Below are 17398 nucleotides of genomic sequence, written 5' to 3' on the forward strand. Positions count from 1 at the left end.
ATTGGCCTCTTTCGACCCTGTTTCGAGCAGGTTCTGAGAGGGCCCTCAACGGTAGAATTGGGGTGTCGGCGTCACGAGCTTGCCGCTACTCGATCGAGCAGATGCGGGCGCTGTCAGATGAGCAGCTGGTCCGTGAGCATGACGCGCACGCGGTGCACACAGTGGTAGGCACCGGCTACTACCTGGAGGAGCTGGAGCGACGGTCTCGAGATCGGGCGACAGAGGCGAGCAACAGACTTGCGGCCGACAGCGTGAAGCTGGCGCGCGCCACGTTCTGGCTGACGGTGGCGAGCACCATCGCCTCGGTCGCTGCTGTAGCGATTTCGGTGGTGGCGCTGGTGGTGTCCGGTAGCTGAGGGGCGGGCGACTGTCGGCGGTGGCACATATGGTGCGGCCATGCATGGTGTGAAGCGGATCGATCAGTGCCCGAGGTGCAACCAGTGGAGCGTCGAGGTGCGGCCGCCCCAGACATACGACGACCGCGGGATGGATCAGCGGAGGTGCGTCACCGTCGGCTGCGGGTGGAGCGAGGAGGCCGGCGAGGTCGTCAGCTAGACGCAGCTGCGCCCCCGTGCCGTAGTGACAGCGGGGGCGCAGTGTGTGCCGGGCTCGGCTCGGTGTGCGGTCGACGACCGAGCACGGCGTCTGGCGAGCTCGTGGCTCAGTCGGTGGGGTGCGGCCGGCGTCAATGCGAGGAGGCGGACGCCGGCCGCGGGGGAGTAGAAACCACCTCTGACCTACTCCCCGGTCTGTGGGGTCAGCGGCGGAGGCTGAGCTTCTCCTTCTCGGCGGCCGCGCGGGCCTTCACGGTCGCGGCGGTGTAGGCGCGGATGCCGTGCAGCTGCTGGTCGTACTCCGCCCGCGTCGGGACGATGAGGTGAGCGCCGTGCTCGATCAGCCACCGGAACTGCTCAGCAGCCGTGACGTGATCCAGCCACGGAGCGGTCTGCCGAGGCAGCTGCATGCCGACGTCGGTGCCGCTGCTGAGGTCGGCCCCGCCTGCGAGCCAGCAGTCGGGCCACACCTCGGCGTAGTTCGACACGACCCAGGACGCGGGGTAGAGCGAATGGACCGTGCCGAGCATCGCCGACGCGATCGCCGCGAGCTGCTCGTACCGACGAGCGAGCTGCCGAGCCCGCTTCCACTCGGCTTCTGCTCCCTCGCGGTCGTCGTCAGCGGAGCGGATGCCGAGGAGAGGCCCGTCGAACAGCCCACGTGCCTCCCCCTCCACCTCTCGAGCGAGCGCCGAAAGGCCGCGAGTGATACGACCCGCGTGCGTCCGATACCAGCTGTCCGCCTCCGCCGACAGGGTGCCCGAGATCTCCCGTCGCACCATCTCGCCCACCTCCGACACCTTCCGTGCGTCAGAGGCCAGCACAGCGGGCCGGAGAGCATCGTCGACGTTGGTGCCGTCCATGTACGCGCGGGCAGCAGTGACGACTGCTTCACCCGCCGATGGCACCGCGACCTTGTAGTCGAGGAAGCGGGCGGTGCGCTCGACGAGCTCGTCGTAGCCGGGCACCGTCCGGGCGACCTCGTGGAAGATGTCGTGCGATTGGAGCCCGTCGAGGGCGATCGGGGACTTGTACGGCTCGGTGACGATGAGGGTCGGATTGCTCACAGCTGGTTCTCCTTCTCGGTGACGGCGGGGGTGCGGCGGGCTGCTCGCTCGTCGGCTGCGAAGAGGCGGCGGTCCCGGTAGGTGTCGATGACCTGCTCCGCCTGATTCGGTCCTGACACCTCGGGCCGCTCGAACGCCGGCCCCTTCCTCTGCAGCTGCTCGGTCACCTCTCGGCGACGGTCGTTGATGGTGCTCATGGTCTTCCTCTCGTAGCTGGCTTCCTCTGTGTCTGCAGAGGTGAGCCGATAGGTGGTCTGCTCTTCATCTCGAAGAGAGAATCGCTAGCTCGACGTCGGTAGACGTTGAGCCTTCACTTGGGAGTTCTTCTAGGAGTTCTCTTGGGAGTTCATACGATCGGTCACCGTGACTACCCCCGGCGGTCAGGGTGACTACCCCCACCAGTCACCCTGACTACCCCGCCAGTCACGGTGACTACCCCTCGCAGATCTGGTCAGGGGTAGTCACCGTGACCACCCCTCCCTCTCGTCGAGCGTCTCGTCGTACTTGCCGTTGTGGTCGAAGGAGTTCGTCTCGGCCTCCCGCTCCCCCCAGTAGTCGAAGGTCGGCAGCCGGTACAGCAGTCCAACCTTCCGGCCGACGCTCGAGATGCGGGGCAGGACCTGAACCAGCCCGAGAGCCTCGAGCTCCTTCGTGTGCCGCTGGATCGACGACTCCGACAGGTGGGTCCGCTCGGCGATGTCGGAGCGTCCGGGCCACGCCTGCCCGCTCTTCGTGTTGAAACGGTCCGCGATGCACAGCAGCAGGTGGTGCGCGCCCGGACTCATCTCGGGGTAGGCCTTCGGCTGCCGCCAGGCCCACTTCATGGCCGTGCCGCTCATTCATCGCCGTCCTTCCGCTTGTAGCCGTGGAGCAGCGCGAGCAGGTCGTCGCAGGCCTGAACGGCAGCGTGAGCCGCAGTCTGAGCACGGCGCCACTCGATGATCGTGAGGACCAGGAGCAGCACCGTTGCGAACGACCCGATCGTGCGGCTGATGTCCATGGATAGGAGGATCGCTGCGATCAGCACGGCGGCTCCATCTCGTCGTGTCCCTCGTCGACGTGGTCCAGCGGAACGCTCTCGGGGTCCTCGGGGAGGATCTCGAACGCCCGCTTCCGCAACAACGCGACCAGCACCTCGAGTTCATCGGCGATGTGGACCAGACCCTCGCCGTTCGTCGTGATCTCGGTCGACGGGAACGACAGCACCGTCCCGGGTCCCTCCTCGTCGACGAAGTCCTGGCCGTAGACCACGTACTCGCCCATGAGCGACACGAGATCCCGGTCGGGGGCGTCGTGCCGGGTCGGGTTGAGGATCGTGCCGTCGGGCAGCAGGTCGTGGCCGGTGCACGCGTCGGGCTCGTAGACGGTGCAGGGGAACACCGAGGTCAACAAGCCGACGGCGACGCCGTTCTCGACGTTCATGATCTTGTAGAGCCCCAGGAACGTGACGATGTTCGCCCGTTCGTCGAGCCACAGCTTCCGGACATCGTCGGGCACGGGCCGGGTGGGGTCGCTGTCGCAGTCCCGCGTGCCGTCGGGGTACTCGAAGTAGGCGACGTAGCGGGTCTTCTCGGTGACCTTCCACGTGTCGTCGATCGGGAACTCGACGATCGGGTGCACGCCTTCCGGCATGACGGCGGTCTGGGGTACGGTCGTGTTGGACATGATGCGTTCCTCTTCCTGGCGGTTGGGGTGGGTGTCTTCGGGTCGGAGAGCCAGTAGTGATGGCGCTCCGACCCTTTCCCGTTGAGGGTGAGTATCTGGGTGGGTGGGCGGCGTTGTGGCCTCAGATCGGCTCACAGCGGCTCGCCCTTCGCGGGTTGCTCCTCCCGGCTGCGCATCCGCTCGAGGGTCTCGGTGAGATCTCGGACGAGCGCCGGGAGGAGCCGGAGTAACAAGGCGGCGGTGATGGTCTTGTTCCGGGTCAGCGCGACCGCCGAGACGGCCGTCGTCGTGCCCTCGATGAGGAGCTGAACGCGCATTTCGCCGAGCTTCGCGCCGGCCACTACGACGCCCTCGCGGTACTCGTGCGCTCGGAGGCGTCCAGCCACGCCTGTACGTCGGCCGGTCGGTACAGCACGGTCTTCGGGGTGGGCTTCAGGAACGTCGGTCCTCGTCCGGTGTACCGGAGCTGGCTGAGGGCGGCGACGCTGATCTGCGTCCACTCGCTCACCTGCTCGGGAGTCAGAAGACGCCTCTGCTCGGCGGAGACGTCAGGGTGGGTGATGGTCATGTGAACCTCTCTCGATCGTCGCTACACAATTTCACTGCCGTTGTGTCGTGAGTGACGGTACACGAAATCGGCCGTAGTGTGTAGCGCGTGCCTGCAGAGAACGAAATTCCCACAATCGGACGAACCGTCGCCAGGTACCGGAAGCTCGCGAAGCTCTCAGGTGAAGCCCTGGCTATCGCGGCTGGCGAGGGTCTGACGCGCTCGATCGTCGCCAACCTCGAGAACGGCCGGAAGCGCGACCTGACGGTCATGCAGTGGATCGCGATCGCGCGCGTCCTTGACGTTCCTCCGAGCGCGCTTCTCGTCGACTACGAGACTCCGAACGCCGCGCCAGACTTCGCCCTTCCTGCTCGGCGCGCGATGGTCTGGGATTCGCGCACGGGTATCGGCGCGGAACGAGACCAGCCCGTCGTGATGGCTGCCGCCCTAACTTGGCTGCATGGAGAGTCGCGAGGAGATGAGCGCGACCGGCCCGCGAGTGCTGCTTCCTACGGTCTGCTCCAGACGATCAACAGTTGGCGCCGCGCGCAGGCGCGCCTTGTCCGGACGGTTCTCGACATCCGGTCCGAACGCGAGAGTGGCGCGGAGGACGACGAACTCGCGGAGCTCTCTGAAATCTGTTCAGGCGAGGCGGATGGAGTGGCTGACTGGCTCCGCATCATGGAGCGGTACGGCGCCGACATCAGCGGGGAGATGAAGGCGCTCGGTCGCACGATGAGGCGCGCCGGAATCCCCTGGTCTGAACCGAACTGGGCGGAGCTCGAGCTGGACGTCTGATGGGCAGTGTCACCCCCTACGAGACCGCCGCGGGCAAGCGGTACCGGGTCCGCTACCGGAAGCCAGACCGGTCGCAGACCGACAAGCGCGGGTTCCGCACCAAGCGCGAGGCTGAGCTGTTCCTCGCATCCGTCGAGCTCGACAAGGTCCGCGGCGTCTACCTCGACCCGTCGAAGTCGCGCGTGACCGTCGCGGACTGGTTGGCGTCCTGGCTGGTCACCCGCACCGACCTCCGGGCGACGTCGCGGGAACGCGCCGAGGGCATCGTGCAAGGCCACATCGTGCCGGCGCTCGGCCGGTACCCGCTCGGAGAGCTCACTCACGGCACAGTCCAGGCGTGGGCGAGCCAGCTGCTCGCGACTCAGTCCCCCTCGAGCGTCCGGAAGATCGTGAACGTGCTCTCCGGGGCGCTGACGGCCGCACAGCGCGACGGGCGGATCCCGGCGAACCCCGCGCACGGGCTGAAGCTCCCGAAGGTCGTCGCCGCCGCGAAGGTCTACCTCTCGCACGACGAGGTCGCCCATCTCGCGGCCGCCGTCGACGCGATCGGCCGCGGCGCCGAGAGCGGCGCCCGGAACGGCTACGGGCTCCTCGTGCGCGTCCTCGCGTACTGCGGACTCCGCTGGGGCGAGCTGTCCGGCCTGCGCGTGCGCGACGTCGACCTGCGCCGCGGGCGGCTCGAGGTGTCGCACACCGTCGTCGAGGTCGGGGGAGTGCAGCACGAGTCGACCCCGAAGGACTACGAAGCGCGCTCAATCCCCGTGCCCGCGTCGATCGTTACGGAGCTGCGCGCGCACGTCGCCGGCCGCGCACCGGATGATCCGGTGTTCCCCGGAAGTCGCGGGAACGGGTGGCTGAGGGGCCGCGTGTTCCGCCGCGGGTGGCTCGACACAGCCGCGGATTCGATCGGCCGGCCAGGGCTCACACCTCACGAGCTGAGACACACCGCGGCGTCCCTCGCGATCAGCGCCGGCGCCAACGTGAAGGCCGTGCAGCGCATGCTCGGGCACGCCTCCGCGGCGGTCACCCTCGACGTCTACGCGGACCTGTTCGAGGACGACCTGGACGCCGTCTCAGCCGCCCTCGATCAGGCCATTCAGCAGGCGGTTGTGGGCAGAACGTGGGCAGAACTGGCGAACGAAGAAGGCCCGGAACCCGCTACTTCCGCGTGATTCCGGGCCTTTCGAGGTGGTGCCCCCAGTAGGATTCGAACCTACGCCCCTGCCTCCGGAGGGCAGTGCTCTATCCCCTGAGCTATGGGGGCCAGGAGTGCCTGACCACATTAGCACCCGGGCGGGGCGGGCCCCGACGCCGGGAGCGGTCCTCCCGCATGCCACGATGGAGCCATGCTGCGCACCGTCTCCGCCTCGCTGGATCTGCGTCTCAACGGCCCGACCGACCTGATCTTCCTGGTGGCGGCGACGCCCACGGGCGACTCGTTCGAGGACTCCTTCACCGTCCGGCTCGACGGGCAGGACGTGCCGGTGCGGGAGTTCCCGGCGCGGCACGGCGCCCGCGTGCACCGCGTCGCGGGGAACGAGGGCGACCTGCGGGTCGAGTACCGGGCGCGGGTCGCCGGGCACGGCGCTCCGGACGAGCCGAGCGAGCTCGAGCTCGTCGAGTACCTGCGGCCGAGCCGGTACGCCGAGGCGGACGTGCTCGGCGGGATAGCCCGGCGCGAATTCGGGCGGGCCCGGGGCTTCGAGGCGCTGACGGCCGTCGAGGAATGGGTGCACGGCCACCTGTCGTACGTCTACGGGTCGACGGTCGGCACCGGGGGAGCGGCGCAGGTCATCGAGAGCGGCCAGGGCGTGTGCCGGGACTTCGCGCACACGGTCGCCGGGCTGCTCCGCGCCCTCGACATCCCCGCCCGGGTGACGGCGGTCTACGCGCCGGGCCTCGAGCCGCGGGACTTCCACGCGGTCACGGAGGCCTGGGTGGGCGGCGCCTGGCACGTCGTGGACGCGACCCGGCTGGCTCCGCGCGGGTCGATGCTGCGCATCTCGTCCGGCCGGGACACGGCGGACACCGCGTTCCTCAGCAGCTACCTGACGGACCTGTGCCTGACCGGGATGAGCGTGGAGGCCGACTGCGACGCGGCGCTCGTCGACGACCACGTCTCGCCGGTGCGCCTGGGCTGACGCCGGGGCTCAGCCGGCGAGGACGCCGATCGCCGACCGCACGAGCGGCTCGGGGTCGCCCGGCTCGACGAAGGAGGCGCTGGACGCCTCGATCCAGTACTCGCCGACGAAGGCGTCCGCGACGCCCCGCCCCTCGGCCACCTGGTAGTAGCCCTCGATCTCCGGCGGCTTGCCGTAGGTGGGGACGGCCTTGCTGGTGGTGAAGAACTCGTTCTTGAGCGCCTCGATCACCGCGGGGTCGAGGTGGGCCACGGCCAGCTGCAGCTCGGCGCCCGAATCGTCGGACCATCCGCAGACCAGGCCGTCGTACTGGGCGATCTCCTCGGAGACGGCGGTGGTCCCGATGCCGTCGTCCGGGGAGAATCCGCCCCACAGGCCCGCGAGCGCCGAGGCCGGGACCAGCTGCTCGCAGGCGAGGGGGATCGGCGTGCCGCTGACGGCGCCGCTCGCGCTGGGCTCCGGGTCGGCCGCGGGGGAGCAGCCGGAGAGGGCCGCCGCGGCGAGGGCGACGAGGAGGAGGGCGGCGGGACGGCGCATGCGTCGCACCCTAGCAACGCCGCCCTGCCGAGCGGCCCCGCGGTGCAGGAGGGACGGGGGGCGCGGGCGCGGCGGCCGGTAGAATCGCTCCCCGTGACTCCCGAACAGCTCGCCGCCTCCCTGCACGCCCTCGTCCTCGACGCCGTGCAGCGACGGGGGAGCGATGCGGGCGTCGAGCTCTCGGACGTCGTGCTGGAGCGCCCGAAGAACCGCGACCACGGCGACTGGGCCTCGAACATCGCGATGAAGCTCGCGAAGCGGGTCGGCGCGAACCCGCGCGAGCTCGCCGCCGAGCTGGCCGAGGGGCTGGGCGCGGTCGAGGGCGTCGCCACGGTCGAGGTCGCCGGTCCCGGCTTCCTCAACGTCCGGCTCGAGGCCGCGGCCGCGGGTGCCCTGGCCGGCGCGATCGTCGAGGCGGGCGAGGCCTACGGCACCGGGTCCGCCTACGCCGGCGTCCGGATGAACCTCGAGTTCGTCTCCGCCAACCCCACCGGCCCCATCCACATCGGCGGGACGCGCTGGGCGGCGGTCGGCGACAGCCTGGCCCGGATGCTCCTCTCGCAGGGCGCCGAGGTGACCCGCGAGTACTACTTCAACGACCACGGCGCGCAGATCGACCGCTTCACGCGGAGCCTCCTCGCCGCCCACCGCGGCGAGCCGACCCCGGAGGACGGCTACGGCGGCGCCTACATCGGCGACATCGCCGAGCGCGTCGCGGCCGCCTACCCGGGCGACCTCGCCGTCCTGCCCGAGGAGGAGCTCGCCGAGACCTTCCGCTCGATCGGCGTCGAGCTGATGTTCGGCGAGATCAAGCAGAGCCTGCACGAGTTCGGCGTCGACTTCGACGTGTACTTCCACGAGAACTCCCTGCACGAGTCGCGCGCCGTCGACCGCGCGATCGAGCGCCTCCGCGAGCTCGGGCACATCTTCGAGGCGGACGGCGCCACCTGGCTGCGGACCACCTCGTTCGGCGACGACCGCGACCGCGTCATCATCAAGAGCGACGGGGAGGCGGCCTACATCGCGGGCGACCTCGCCTACTACCTCGACAAGCGCGAGCGCGGCTTCGATCGGGCGATCATCATGCTCGGCGCCGACCACCACGGCTACATCGGCCGGATGATGGCGATGTGCGCGGCGTTCGGCGACACCCCGGGCGTGAACCTCGAGATCCTGATCGGCCAGCTGGTCAACCTGCTCCGCGACGGCGAGGCGGTCCGGATGTCCAAGCGGGCGGGGACCGTCGTCACGATGGAGGACCTCACGGAGGCCGTCGGCGTGGACGCCGCGCGCTATTCGCTGGTGCGCTCCTCGGCCGACTCGACCCTCGACATCGACCTCGACCTGCTGACCAAGCGGAGCAACGACAACCCCGTCTACTACGTGCAGTACGCCCACGCGCGCACCCGCCAGGTCGCGGCGAAGGCCGCGGCGTCGGGCGTCCCCGTCGAGCCGTTCGCGCCCGAGACGCTGGTGCATCCGACCGAGTCGGCGCTGCTCGGCGGCCTGCAGGAGTTCCCGCGCATCGTGGCGCACGCCGCGGAGCTGCGCGAGCCGCACCGCGTCGCGCGGTACCTCGAGGAGGTCGCCGGCCTCTACCACCGCTGGTACGACAACTGCCGGGTCGTGCCGCAGGGCGAGGACCCGGTCGAGGCCGTGCACTCGACCCGGCTGCGCCTGAACGAGGCGACCGGGCAGGTGCTCCGCAACGGGCTCTCCCTGCTGGGCGTCACGGCCCCGGACCGGATGTGAGCGCGTCGGGGGCTGCGCCGCGGCGCCGGCGCGGGGGACGCGCGGCCGTGGTGGTCGTCGTGGTGCTGGTGCTGCTCGTGGTCGCGGCGGTGGTGGGCGACTCGCTCGCCCGCCGCGCCGTCGCGGACCGCGCCGCCGCGAGCCTCCGCGAGGCGCTCGCACTGCCCGCGGACCGGGCGGTGGACGTCGACGTCGCCGGCTGGGCCGTGCTCCCGCAGCTCGTCTCGGGGCGGCTGGACCGGCTCGACCTGCGCAGCTCGGACGTGACGTTCGGCGAGCTCGACGGCGACGTCGCTGCGACCCTGATCGGGGTGCCGGTGAGCGGCGTCGGAGCGGTCGAGTCCGGCAGCACCACGGTCGCGATCGACGCGGCCTCGGTCTCGCGGCTCGTCACCGAGCGCAGCACCGTTCCCGTCGACGAGGTGACCCTGGACGCTCCGCTCGTGCGCGTGACCGCCTCCGTCGAGGTGCTGGGCCTCCGGCTCGGCGCGGGCGTGGGGATGGAGCTCGCGGCCGTGGACGGCGCCATCCGGCTGACCCCGGCCGAGGTCTCCGCCGCCGGTGCGACCTTCTCGGCGACCGACTTCCGCGACCGCTTCGGCGCCGTCTCCGGCGACCTGCTCGCTCCGTCCTCCGTGTGCATCGCGGACTCGGTGCCGCGCGGACTGACGCTGACCGGAGTCGAGGTCGCCGACGAGTCGCTGAACGCGAGCTTCGCGCTCTCTCCGACGTTCCTCAGCGACCCCGCGGAGCAGGAACCGGGCACGTGCGCCTGAGCCCGCGCGGCGCCGCCGCCCCGGACCGGTAGGATCGGAGCCCTGTGCCGGCGTCTTCCGCGGGCCGAACACTGACATCGCTGGCTTCAGGGGTCAATCCGGACCCGCTCGCCCCGCAGTGACGCTCCCACTCTCTCCTGTGAGGTCTCACCCGTGGACACCGTCGACGCCCGCGCCCCCCGGCATCCGCTCGCGCCTGAGTGGCTGCACACGCCCGCCGACCCGAACGCCCTGGCCGACGGCGTGTGGCCGGACAGCGCCGAGCGCGGCGAGGACGGCGGGATCCGGATCGCCGGAGTGCCCGTCGCCGAGCTGGTGCGCGAGCACGGCACTCCTCTCTACGTGGTGGACGAGGCCGACGCCCGCCGCAGGGCCGTCGAGATGCGTGAGGTCTTCGCCCGCGAGCTCGGCCGGATCGGCACCGGCGTCACGGTCTACTACGCGGGCAAGGCGTTCCTCTCGACCGAGGTCGCCCGCTGGATGCGCGACGAGGGCCTGAACCTCGACCTCTCCAGCGGCGGCGAGATGGCAGTGGCCCTCGCCGCCGGGATCGAGCCCGAGCGCTTCGGCCTCCACGGCAACAACAAGTCGCTCCGCGAGATCGACAGGGCCGTCGAGGTGGGCGCGGGCACGATCGTGCTCGACAGCCTCGTCGAGATCGAGCGCGTCGCAGCCGCGGCCGAGCGGCACGGCCGCGTGCAGGCGGTGCGCCTCCGGGTCAACAGCGGAGTGCACGCGCACACCCACGAGTTCCTCGCCACGGCGCACGAGGACCAGAAGTTCGGCCTCGCACTCGCCGACTGCCCGGCCGCGGTCGCCCGCATCCGCTCCTTCTCCTCCCTGCGGTTCCTCGGGCTGCACTGCCACATCGGATCCCAGATCTTCGGCTCCGCCGGGTTCGCGGAGTCGGCGTCGCGCCTGCTCGACGTCCACGCGGCACTGCTCGCGGACGGGCCCGTGCCGGAGCTCAACCTCGGCGGCGGCTTCGGCATCGCGTACACCAGTGCCGACGACCCGACCCCGATCGCCGAGATCGCGGCCGCCGTCGCCGACGCGGTCGCCGAGCAGTGCTCCGCCCGCGGCGTCCCGGTGCCGCACATCGCGATCGAGCCCGGCCGCTCGCTGATCGGGCCCGCCGGCGTCACCCTCTACGAGGTGGGCACCGTGAAGGATGTGACGGTCGGCTCCGAGGGCTCGACCGCGGTCCGCCGCTACGTCAGCGTCGACGGCGGCATGAGCGACAACGCCCGTCCGGCGCTCTACGGCGCCGACTACACGGCGCGGATCGCCGACCGCTCCTCCTCGGCCGAGCCCGCCCTCGTGCGGGTGGCCGGGAAGCACTGCGAGTCGGGCGACATCGTCGTCCACGACGACTTCCTGCCCGCGGACGTGCGGCCGGGCGACCTGCTCGCCGTCGCCGCGACCGGCGCCTACTGCTGGTCGCTCGCCAGCAACTACAACTACCTCGGGCGCCCCCCGGTGATCGCCGTCCGCGACGGGCGCTCGCGCGTCCTCGTGCGCGGCGAGACCGAGGAGGACCTCCTCCGCCGCGACGCCGGCATCGAACGAAAGGCCACCTCCCGATGATCGAGTACCGCAGCCTCCGCGTCGCCCTGCTGGGCGCCGGGTCCGTCGGTGCCCAGGTGGCGCGCCTCCTGCTCGACCACGGCGACGAGCTCGCCCAGCGCGTGGGGGCGCCGCTGGAGCTCGTGGGCGTGGCCGTCAGGGACGTGGACGCGCCCCGCACCGCCGACATCCCGAAGCACCTGCTCACCACCGACGCCGAGTCGCTGATCCTGGGCGCCGACATCGTGGTCGAGCTGATCGGCGGGCTCGAGCCCGCCCGCAGCCACATCCTCACGGCGATCTCGTCGGGCGCGGACGTGATCACGGCCAACAAGGCGCTGCTCGCCGCCCACGGCAACGAGCTCTTCGAGGCCGCCGACCAGGTGGGCGCCCAGCTCAACTACGAGGCGGCCGTCGCCGGCGCGATCCCGATCATCCGGCCGCTGCGCGACAGCCTCGCCGGCGACCGGGTCCACCGCATCCTCGGCATCGTCAACGGCACGACCAACTACATCCTCGACCGGATGGACACCGAGCACGCGAGCCTCGAGGACGCGCTCGCCCGCGCGACCGAGCTCGGCTACGCCGAGTCCGACCCGACCGCCGACATCGAGGGCTACGACGCGGCGCAGAAGGCGGCGATCCTCGCCCGCCTCGCTTTCCACACCGACGTCCCGGTCACCCTGGTGCACCGCGAGGGCATCACCGGCATCACGAAGGCGCAGGTCGACCAGGCCCGCGACTCCGGCTACGTGATCAAGCTGCTCGCGATCTGCGAGCGGCTGACCGACGCCAAGACCGGCGTGGAGGGCGTGTCCGCGCGGGTCTACCCCGCGCTCGTGCACCGCTCCCACCCGCTCGCGGCCGTGCACGGGGCCAACAACGCGGTCTTCGTCGAGGCGGAGGCGGCCGGCGACCTGATGTTCTACGGCGCCGGCGCCGGCGGGATCGAGACGGCCTCCGCCGTCCTCGGCGACGTCGTGTCGGCCGCCCGCCGCCACGTCGTCGGCGGCCCCGGCCTGGTGACCAGCGCGAGCTCCGGGCTCGCGGTCCTCCCGATCGGCCACGTCACCACCCGGTACCAGGTCACCCTCGAGGTGCTCGACCGCCCCGGCGTGCTCGCGCAGATCGCGGGCGTCTTCGCCGATCACGGCGTCTCGGTCGAGACCCTGGTGCAGACCCCGCCCGGCGCCGACCCGCTGGAGGAGCAGGGCGGTGCGGAGCGGCGCGAGCCGACCGCTACCCTGGTCATCGGCACGCACGCCGCGGCGGAATCCGATCTGGCGGCCACCGTCACCGCCCTCCATTCCCATGGTTTCGTCGGCGCCGTGACGTCCGTTCTACGAGTTGAAGGAGCCTGAGATGGCCAAGCAGTGGCGCGGAGTCCTGCACGAGTACGCGGACCGCCTCGATGTCACCGAGGCGACCCCGGTCATCACTCTCGGCGAGGGCGGCACGCCGCTCATCCCCGCGGCGGCCCTCTCGGCGCGCACGGGCGCGAAGGTGTGGGTCAAGTACGAGGGCATGAACCCGACCGGCTCCTTCAAGGACCGCGGCATGACCATGGCGATCTCGAAGGCCGTCGAGCACGGCGCGAAGGCCGTCATCTGCGCCTCGACCGGCAACACCTCCGCGTCGGCCGCCGCCTACGCGACGCACGCCGGAATCACCGCGGCCGTCCTGGTGCCGGAGGGCAAGATCGCCCTGGGCAAGCTCAGCCAGGCGATCGCGCACAACGCGCAGCTGCTGCAGGTGCAGGGCAACTTCGACGACTGCCTCGACATCGCCCGCGACCTCGCGAAGAACTACCCGGTCCACCTGGTCAACTCGGTGAACCCGGACCGCATCGCCGGCCAGAAGACCGCGGCCTTCGAGGTCGTCGAGGTGCTGGGCGACGCGCCGGACTTCCACATCGTCCCGGTCGGCAACGCGGGCAACTACACCGCCTACTTCCGCGGCTACTCGGAGGAGCTGGAGCGCGGCGAGTCGACCCGCCTCCCGCGCATGTTCGGCTTCCAGGCCGAGGGCTCCGCTCCGATCGTGCACGGCGCCCCGGTCCGCCACCCCGAGACGATCGCCAGCGCGATCCGGATCGGCAACCCGGCCTCGTGGGAGCTCGCCCTGAACGCGCGCACCGTCAGCGACGGCTACTTCGGCGCGATCAGCGACGAGAAGATCCTCGAGGCGTACCGCATCCTCGCGGGCGAGGTCGGCGTCTTCGTCGAGCCGGCGTCGGCGATCAGCGTCGCGGGGCTCCTCGAGCGCGCCGAGGCCGGAGCGATCCCGAGGGACGCGACCGTCGTCCTGACGGTCACCGGCCACGGGCTCAAGGACCCGCAGTGGGCGCTCCGCACGGCCGACGGCGCGGACATCACGCCGACCGTCGTCCCGGTCGACACCGCCGCGATCGCGGATGTGCTGGGGCTGGCCGGCGCATGACCTCGGCGGTTCCCGTCGGCCGCACCGTCCACGTCAAGGTCCCCGCCACCTCGGCGAACCTGGGCCCCGGCTTCGACACGCTCGGCCTGGCGCTCTCGTTCTACGACGAGCTCGACGTGACGGCCGTCGCGGCCACGGGTGCGCGGGTCACCGTGCACGGGGTCGGCGAGGGAGAGGTGGCGACCGACGAGACGAACCTCGTCGTGCAGGCCATCGCGTACACGTTCGCCGACCAGCGGCAGGAGATGCCCGGCATCGAGGTGATCGCGCGCAACATCATCCCGCACGGCCGCGGGATGGGCTCGTCCGGCGCCGCGATCGTCTCCGGCATCATGGCCGCGAAGGGCCTGCTCGAGGGCGTCGTCGAGCTCGACTCGGACGACCTCCTCCGCATCGCCACCGAGATGGAGGGGCACCCCGACAACGTGGCGCCCGCGCTGTTCGGCGGCCTCACCATCGCATGGGTCGAGCCGCACGCCTCCGGCGCCGACGACTCGCCGCTGCGCCCGCGCTCCAAGAAGCTCATGGTCCACCGCGGCGTGTCCCCGGTCGTCTTCGTGCCCGAGCACACCATGTCGACGCGGCTGGCACGCTCGCTGCAGCCGCAGAGCGTGCCGCACGAGGACGCGGTGTTCAACGTCTCGCGCTCCTCGCTCCTGATCGCCGCTCTCATCCAGAGCCCGGAGCTGCTGTTCGCGGCGACCGAGGACAAGCTGCACCAGAACTACCGCGCGGCCGCCATGCCCGAGACCTCAGCGCTGATCGCGCTGCTGCGCTCGCACGGCTACGCGGCCGTCGTCTCGGGTGCCGGACCGAGCGTCCTGGTGCTCTGCAGCGACCCCGCACAGCGCCTCGCCGCCGCGGATCTGGTGGAGCGGGAGGCCCCCACGCCGTGGCGCGCGCACATGCTGGCCGTCGACTTCAAGGGTGCTACAGTGGGTACCGCATCCCGAGGAACCGCGTAACGAGCGGAATCTGTCCGACGGATCGTCCCGACAACCACGGCCATCACATCGTGTGAAGGGCGCCCCTGCTCCTCTTGCAGACCGGCGCCTGGTCTCCGGGCCCTCTCCTCGCTCTCTGCGGCAGTCGGTCCCGGCGGCCGAGAGCATCGCGTGGATCAGAACACGCGATGGCACCGCACGGTCGATGAGCTCTCCCGGTGAGCACTCGTTCCCGGGGGGAAGGAACCCTCTCCAGTGACAGACGTCAACACCCACGGCTCGACCGTGGACCTCACCGCCGACCTCTCCGGTCTGCGCGTCGCCGAGCTCCAGGCTCTCGCGACGCGGCTCGGCCTCGGCGGCGCCTCCAAGCTCCGCAAGGGCGAGCTGGTCCAGGCCATCTCGGACCTGCGCGCCGCCTCCGCCGAGGACGCGCCCGCCGCGATCGCCGACGCGGTCGGTCCGGACGACGCAGCGGTCGCCCCGGACGTCGACGCAACCGGCGTCGAGGCCGAGCCGGCCGATGTGGCCGAGCAGTCCGCTCCGCAGCCCGAGGCGCCGGCGGAGCTGCCGACGCCCGTCGAGAGCACCGAGGCCGACACGGCCGACGTCCTCGAGCAGGCCGCGCCCACCGTCGACGAGCCCTCCGCGACGGCCGCCGAGTCGGCCCCCGTCGAGCTCGAGCTCCCCGCGGCGGCCGAGCCGGTCGCCGAGCCCGCCGAGCGCGCGCCCCGCCGACGCAGCTCGCGCCGCGCCTCCAGCGGCACCGTCGCCGCCGGCGAGCACCTCAACATCCCCGGCGGGACCGGCGTCGAGTCGCTGATCCCCGACCTCCCCGTCATCGAGCAGGACCGCGACGCCGACCAGGCTGCGAAGCCCGTCATCGACATCGAGCTGCCCAACGGGCCGGAGTCGGACGACTCCTCCCGCGAGGGCGGCCAGCGCGAGCGCCGCGGACGCCGCCGCAGCCGCGGGGGCGCCTCCGAGCAGAGCGAGCAGGCCGAGCAGGCGCCCGCCGAGAACGACGCCGACTCCTCCGACTCCGGCGACCAGCAGGAGCAGCAGGGCGGCGACCAGCAGCAGAACGGCGACCAGCAGGGCACCGGCCGCGGTCGCAACCGCCGCAACCGGAACCGCAACCGCGGGGACGACCGCCAGAACGACGCTCAGCAGAGCCCCGCCTCGCAGTCCCAGCCGCAGAACGGTCAGGGCGCGCGCGCCGCGCAGTCCGAGGGCCAGCAGGCTCCTCAGCAGAACGGCTCCGGACAGCCCCAGAACGGCCAGCAGGCCGAGGGCGAGGACGGCCGCCGCAGCCGCTACCGCGACCGCAAGCGCCGCGGCGGAGCGATCGGCGACGACTTCGAGCCCGAGATCGGCGAGGACGACGTCCTCATCCCGGTCGCCGGCATCCTCGACGTCCTCGACAACTACGCCTTCGTGCGCACCACCGGGTACCTGCCCGGCGTCAGCGACGTCTACGTCTCCCTCGGCCAGGTCAAGAAGTACAACCTGCGCAAGGGCGACGCGGTCGTCGGCGCCATCCGCCAGCCCCGCGAGGGCGAGGGCGGCGGCCGCCAGAAGTACAACGCGATCGTCCGCGTCGACTCGATCAACGGCCAGACCGTCGAGGAGGCCGCTGCGCGCGTCGAGTTCCAGAAGCTCACGCCGCTCTACCCGACCGAGCGCCTGCGCCTCGAGACGGAGCCCGGCAAGCTGACCCAGCGGATCATCGACCTGGTCGCCCCGATCGGCAAGGGACAGCGCGGCCTGATCGTCGCGCCGCCCAAGGCCGGCAAGACCATCGTCCTGCAGCAGATCGCCAACGCGATCGTGCAGAACAACCCCGAGGTCCACCTGATGGTCGTCCTGGTCGACGAGCGTCCGGAGGAGGTCACCGACATGCAGCGCACCGTGCGCGGCGAGGTCGTCGCCTCCACCTTCGACCGCCCGGCCGAGGACCACACGACCGTCGCCGAGCTCGCGATCGAGCGCGCGAAGCGCCTGGTCGAGCTGGGCCACGACGTGGTCGTGCTGCTCGACTCCATAACCCGTCTCGGCCGCGCCTACAACGTGACCGCTCCTCCCTCGGGCCGCGTGCTCTCGGGCGGCGTGGACGCCTCGGCGCTGTACCCGCCGAAGAAGTTCTTCGGAGCGGCGCGCAACATCGAGAACGGCGGCTCGCTCACCATCCTCGCGACGGCGCTCATCGAGACCGGCTCGAAGATGGACGAGGTGATCTTCGAGGAGTTCAAGGGCACCGGCAACATGGAGCTCCGCCTCTCCCGTCACCTCGCCGACAAGCGGATCTTCCCCGCCGTCGACGTGAACGCCTCCGGCACGCGCCGCGAGGAGATGCTGCTCAGCGCCGACGAGGTCAAGATCACCTGGAAGCTGCGCCGCGCCCTCGCCGGGCTCGACCAGCAGCAGGCGCTCGAGATCATCCTGTCGCGCCTGAAGGAGACCTCGTCCAACGTCGAGTTCCTCATGCAGGTCTCGAAGTCGGCCGTCGGCCCGGCCACCGCCGGCCACGGCAACGGCCACCACTAGCGCCCCGACGTCCGCGGTCGCCCCTGTCACCGGGGGCGGCCGCGGACGTTTTCGCGTCCCCGGGC

At 71.3% G+C, this 17398-nt stretch carries 19 protein-coding genes and 1 tRNA gene; 11 read left to right on the forward strand and 9 right to left on the reverse strand.

Features of this window, described 5'->3' with window-relative positions:
* The coding region (locus tag C5C37_RS04050; protein WP_219814460.1) for a hypothetical protein at positions 1–356 on the forward strand (356 nt) is incomplete at its 5' end.
* A gap of 401 nt (positions 357–757) precedes the next feature.
* Here C5C37_RS04050 and C5C37_RS04055 read toward each other — a convergent pair.
* The 7 genes from C5C37_RS04055 to C5C37_RS04085 form a co-directional block, all read right to left on the reverse strand.
* Positions 758–1621 (reverse strand): hypothetical protein, encoded by an 864-nt coding sequence (locus C5C37_RS04055; protein WP_104338507.1) that lies wholly within the window; start codon positions 1619–1621, stop codon positions 758–760.
* Positions 1618–1818 (reverse strand): hypothetical protein, encoded by a 201-nt coding sequence (locus C5C37_RS04060; RefSeq protein WP_104338508.1) that lies wholly within the window; start codon positions 1816–1818, stop codon positions 1618–1620. Before C5C37_RS04060 ends, C5C37_RS04055 begins: the two co-directional genes overlap by 4 nt.
* Positions 1819–2082: 264 nt before the next feature.
* Positions 2083–2460 (reverse strand): helix-turn-helix domain-containing protein, encoded by a 378-nt coding sequence (locus C5C37_RS04065; protein ID WP_104338509.1) that lies wholly within the window; start codon positions 2458–2460, stop codon positions 2083–2085.
* The gene (locus C5C37_RS17395) at positions 2457–2621 is read right to left on the reverse strand and encodes a hypothetical protein (RefSeq protein ID WP_181127366.1); all 165 of its coding nucleotides are present in this window, start codon (positions 2619–2621) and stop codon (positions 2457–2459) included. The genes C5C37_RS04065 and C5C37_RS17395 overlap by 4 nt, the downstream gene beginning before the upstream one ends.
* 20 nt (positions 2622–2641) lie before the next feature.
* Entirely contained in the window at positions 2642–3286 is a 645-nt protein-coding gene (locus tag C5C37_RS04075; RefSeq protein WP_104338511.1) for a hypothetical protein, read from the reverse strand.
* Between the two features lie 131 nt (positions 3287–3417).
* The gene (locus tag C5C37_RS04080; protein WP_146085181.1) at positions 3418–3603 is read right to left on the reverse strand and encodes a hypothetical protein; all 186 of its coding nucleotides are present in this window, start codon (positions 3601–3603) and stop codon (positions 3418–3420) included.
* 23 nt (positions 3604–3626) lie between these two features.
* Positions 3627–3854 (reverse strand): AlpA family transcriptional regulator, encoded by a 228-nt coding sequence (locus tag C5C37_RS04085; RefSeq protein ID WP_104338513.1) that lies wholly within the window; start codon positions 3852–3854, stop codon positions 3627–3629.
* An 87-nt stretch (positions 3855–3941) separates the two neighbouring features.
* On the opposite strand from C5C37_RS04085, the gene C5C37_RS04090 reads away from it, so the two are divergent.
* Positions 3942–4631, forward strand: a complete 690-nt coding sequence (locus tag C5C37_RS04090) for a helix-turn-helix domain-containing protein (RefSeq protein WP_104338514.1) — start codon at positions 3942–3944, stop codon at positions 4629–4631.
* Positions 4631–5803 carry a tyrosine-type recombinase/integrase gene (locus tag C5C37_RS04095; protein WP_104338515.1) on the forward strand — a complete coding sequence of 391 codons (1173 nt, stop codon included), beginning with the start codon at positions 4631–4633 and terminating at the stop codon, positions 5801–5803. The genes C5C37_RS04090 and C5C37_RS04095 overlap by 1 nt, the downstream gene beginning before the upstream one ends.
* A gap of 17 nt (positions 5804–5820) precedes the next feature.
* Here the strand turns inward: C5C37_RS04095 and C5C37_RS04100 are convergent.
* A tRNA-Arg gene (locus C5C37_RS04100) sits at positions 5821–5895 on the reverse strand.
* A gap of 82 nt (positions 5896–5977) precedes the next feature.
* Here C5C37_RS04100 and C5C37_RS04105 point away from each other — a divergent pair.
* Positions 5978–6772 (forward strand): transglutaminase family protein, encoded by a 795-nt coding sequence (locus C5C37_RS04105; RefSeq protein ID WP_104268467.1) that lies wholly within the window; start codon positions 5978–5980, stop codon positions 6770–6772.
* Between the two features lie 9 nt (positions 6773–6781).
* Here the strand turns inward: C5C37_RS04105 and C5C37_RS04110 are convergent, their stop codons facing one another.
* A complete protein-coding gene (locus C5C37_RS04110) occupies positions 6782–7309 on the reverse strand; it encodes a hypothetical protein (RefSeq protein ID WP_104237561.1) in 528 nt (175 codons plus the stop codon).
* A 93-nt stretch (positions 7310–7402) separates the two neighbouring features.
* On the opposite strand from C5C37_RS04110, the gene argS reads away from it, so the two are divergent.
* The 7 genes from argS (at position 7403) to rho (ending at position 17333) form a co-directional block, all read left to right on the forward strand.
* Positions 7403–9061 (forward strand): arginine--tRNA ligase, encoded by a 1659-nt coding sequence (gene argS / locus C5C37_RS04115; RefSeq protein WP_104222999.1) that lies wholly within the window; start codon positions 7403–7405, stop codon positions 9059–9061.
* Positions 9062–9108: 47 nt separating this feature from the next.
* Entirely contained in the window at positions 9109–9837 is a 729-nt protein-coding gene (locus C5C37_RS04120) for an LmeA family phospholipid-binding protein (RefSeq protein WP_104262485.1), read from the forward strand.
* Positions 9838–9990: 153 nt separating this feature from the next.
* Complete coding sequence (lysA, locus tag C5C37_RS04125) at positions 9991–11424, forward strand: diaminopimelate decarboxylase (protein WP_104338516.1); 1434 nt, start codon at positions 9991–9993, stop codon at positions 11422–11424.
* On the forward strand, positions 11421–12764 hold the full coding sequence (locus C5C37_RS04130; RefSeq protein ID WP_104223002.1) for a homoserine dehydrogenase: 1344 nt from the start codon (positions 11421–11423) through the stop codon (positions 12762–12764). Before lysA ends, C5C37_RS04130 begins: the two co-directional genes overlap by 4 nt.
* Before the next feature lies 1 nt (position 12765).
* Entirely contained in the window at positions 12766–13842 is a 1077-nt protein-coding gene (thrC, locus tag C5C37_RS04135) for a threonine synthase (RefSeq protein ID WP_104260117.1), read from the forward strand.
* Positions 13839–14807, forward strand: a complete 969-nt coding sequence (gene thrB / locus C5C37_RS04140) for a homoserine kinase (RefSeq protein ID WP_104223004.1) — start codon at positions 13839–13841, stop codon at positions 14805–14807. The genes thrC and thrB overlap by 4 nt, the downstream gene beginning before the upstream one ends.
* Positions 14808–15041: 234 nt before the next feature.
* Positions 15042–17333 carry a transcription termination factor Rho gene (rho, locus tag C5C37_RS04145; protein ID WP_104246597.1) on the forward strand — a complete coding sequence of 764 codons (2292 nt, stop codon included), beginning with the start codon at positions 15042–15044 and terminating at the stop codon, positions 17331–17333.
* Positions 17334–17398 lie beyond the last annotated feature (65 nt).

Origin of the sequence: Rathayibacter sp. AY1F9 (genome assembly GCF_002932155.1) — a bacterium.
GTDB lineage: Bacteria > Actinomycetota > Actinomycetes > Actinomycetales > Microbacteriaceae > Rathayibacter.

Coding starts and splice junctions, on each gene's coding strand:
- C5C37_RS04060 (WP_104338508.1), bottom strand. CDS start 1,818: ATGAGCACCATCAACGACCGTCGCCGAGAGGTGACCGAGCAGCTGCAG.
- thrB (WP_104223004.1), top strand. CDS start 13,839: ATGACCTCGGCGGTTCCCGTCGGCCGCACCGTCCACGTCAAGGTCCCC.
- C5C37_RS04095 (WP_104338515.1), top strand. CDS start 4,631: ATGGGCAGTGTCACCCCCTACGAGACCGCCGCGGGCAAGCGGTACCGG.
- C5C37_RS17395 (WP_181127366.1), bottom strand. CDS start 2,621: ATGGACATCAGCCGCACGATCGGGTCGTTCGCAACGGTGCTGCTCCTG.
- C5C37_RS04110 (WP_104237561.1), bottom strand. CDS start 7,309: ATGCGCCGTCCCGCCGCCCTCCTCCTCGTCGCCCTCGCCGCGGCGGCC.
- C5C37_RS04075 (WP_104338511.1), bottom strand. CDS start 3,286: ATGTCCAACACGACCGTACCCCAGACCGCCGTCATGCCGGAAGGCGTG.
- C5C37_RS04065 (WP_104338509.1), bottom strand. CDS start 2,460: ATGAGCGGCACGGCCATGAAGTGGGCCTGGCGGCAGCCGAAGGCCTAC.
- C5C37_RS04080 (WP_146085181.1), bottom strand. CDS start 3,603: ATGCGCGTTCAGCTCCTCATCGAGGGCACGACGACGGCCGTCTCGGCG.
- C5C37_RS04130 (WP_104223002.1), top strand. CDS start 11,421: ATGATCGAGTACCGCAGCCTCCGCGTCGCCCTGCTGGGCGCCGGGTCC.
- thrC (WP_104260117.1), top strand. CDS start 12,766: ATGGCCAAGCAGTGGCGCGGAGTCCTGCACGAGTACGCGGACCGCCTC.
- C5C37_RS04105 (WP_104268467.1), top strand. CDS start 5,978: ATGCTGCGCACCGTCTCCGCCTCGCTGGATCTGCGTCTCAACGGCCCG.
- C5C37_RS04085 (WP_104338513.1), bottom strand. CDS start 3,854: ATGACCATCACCCACCCTGACGTCTCCGCCGAGCAGAGGCGTCTTCTG.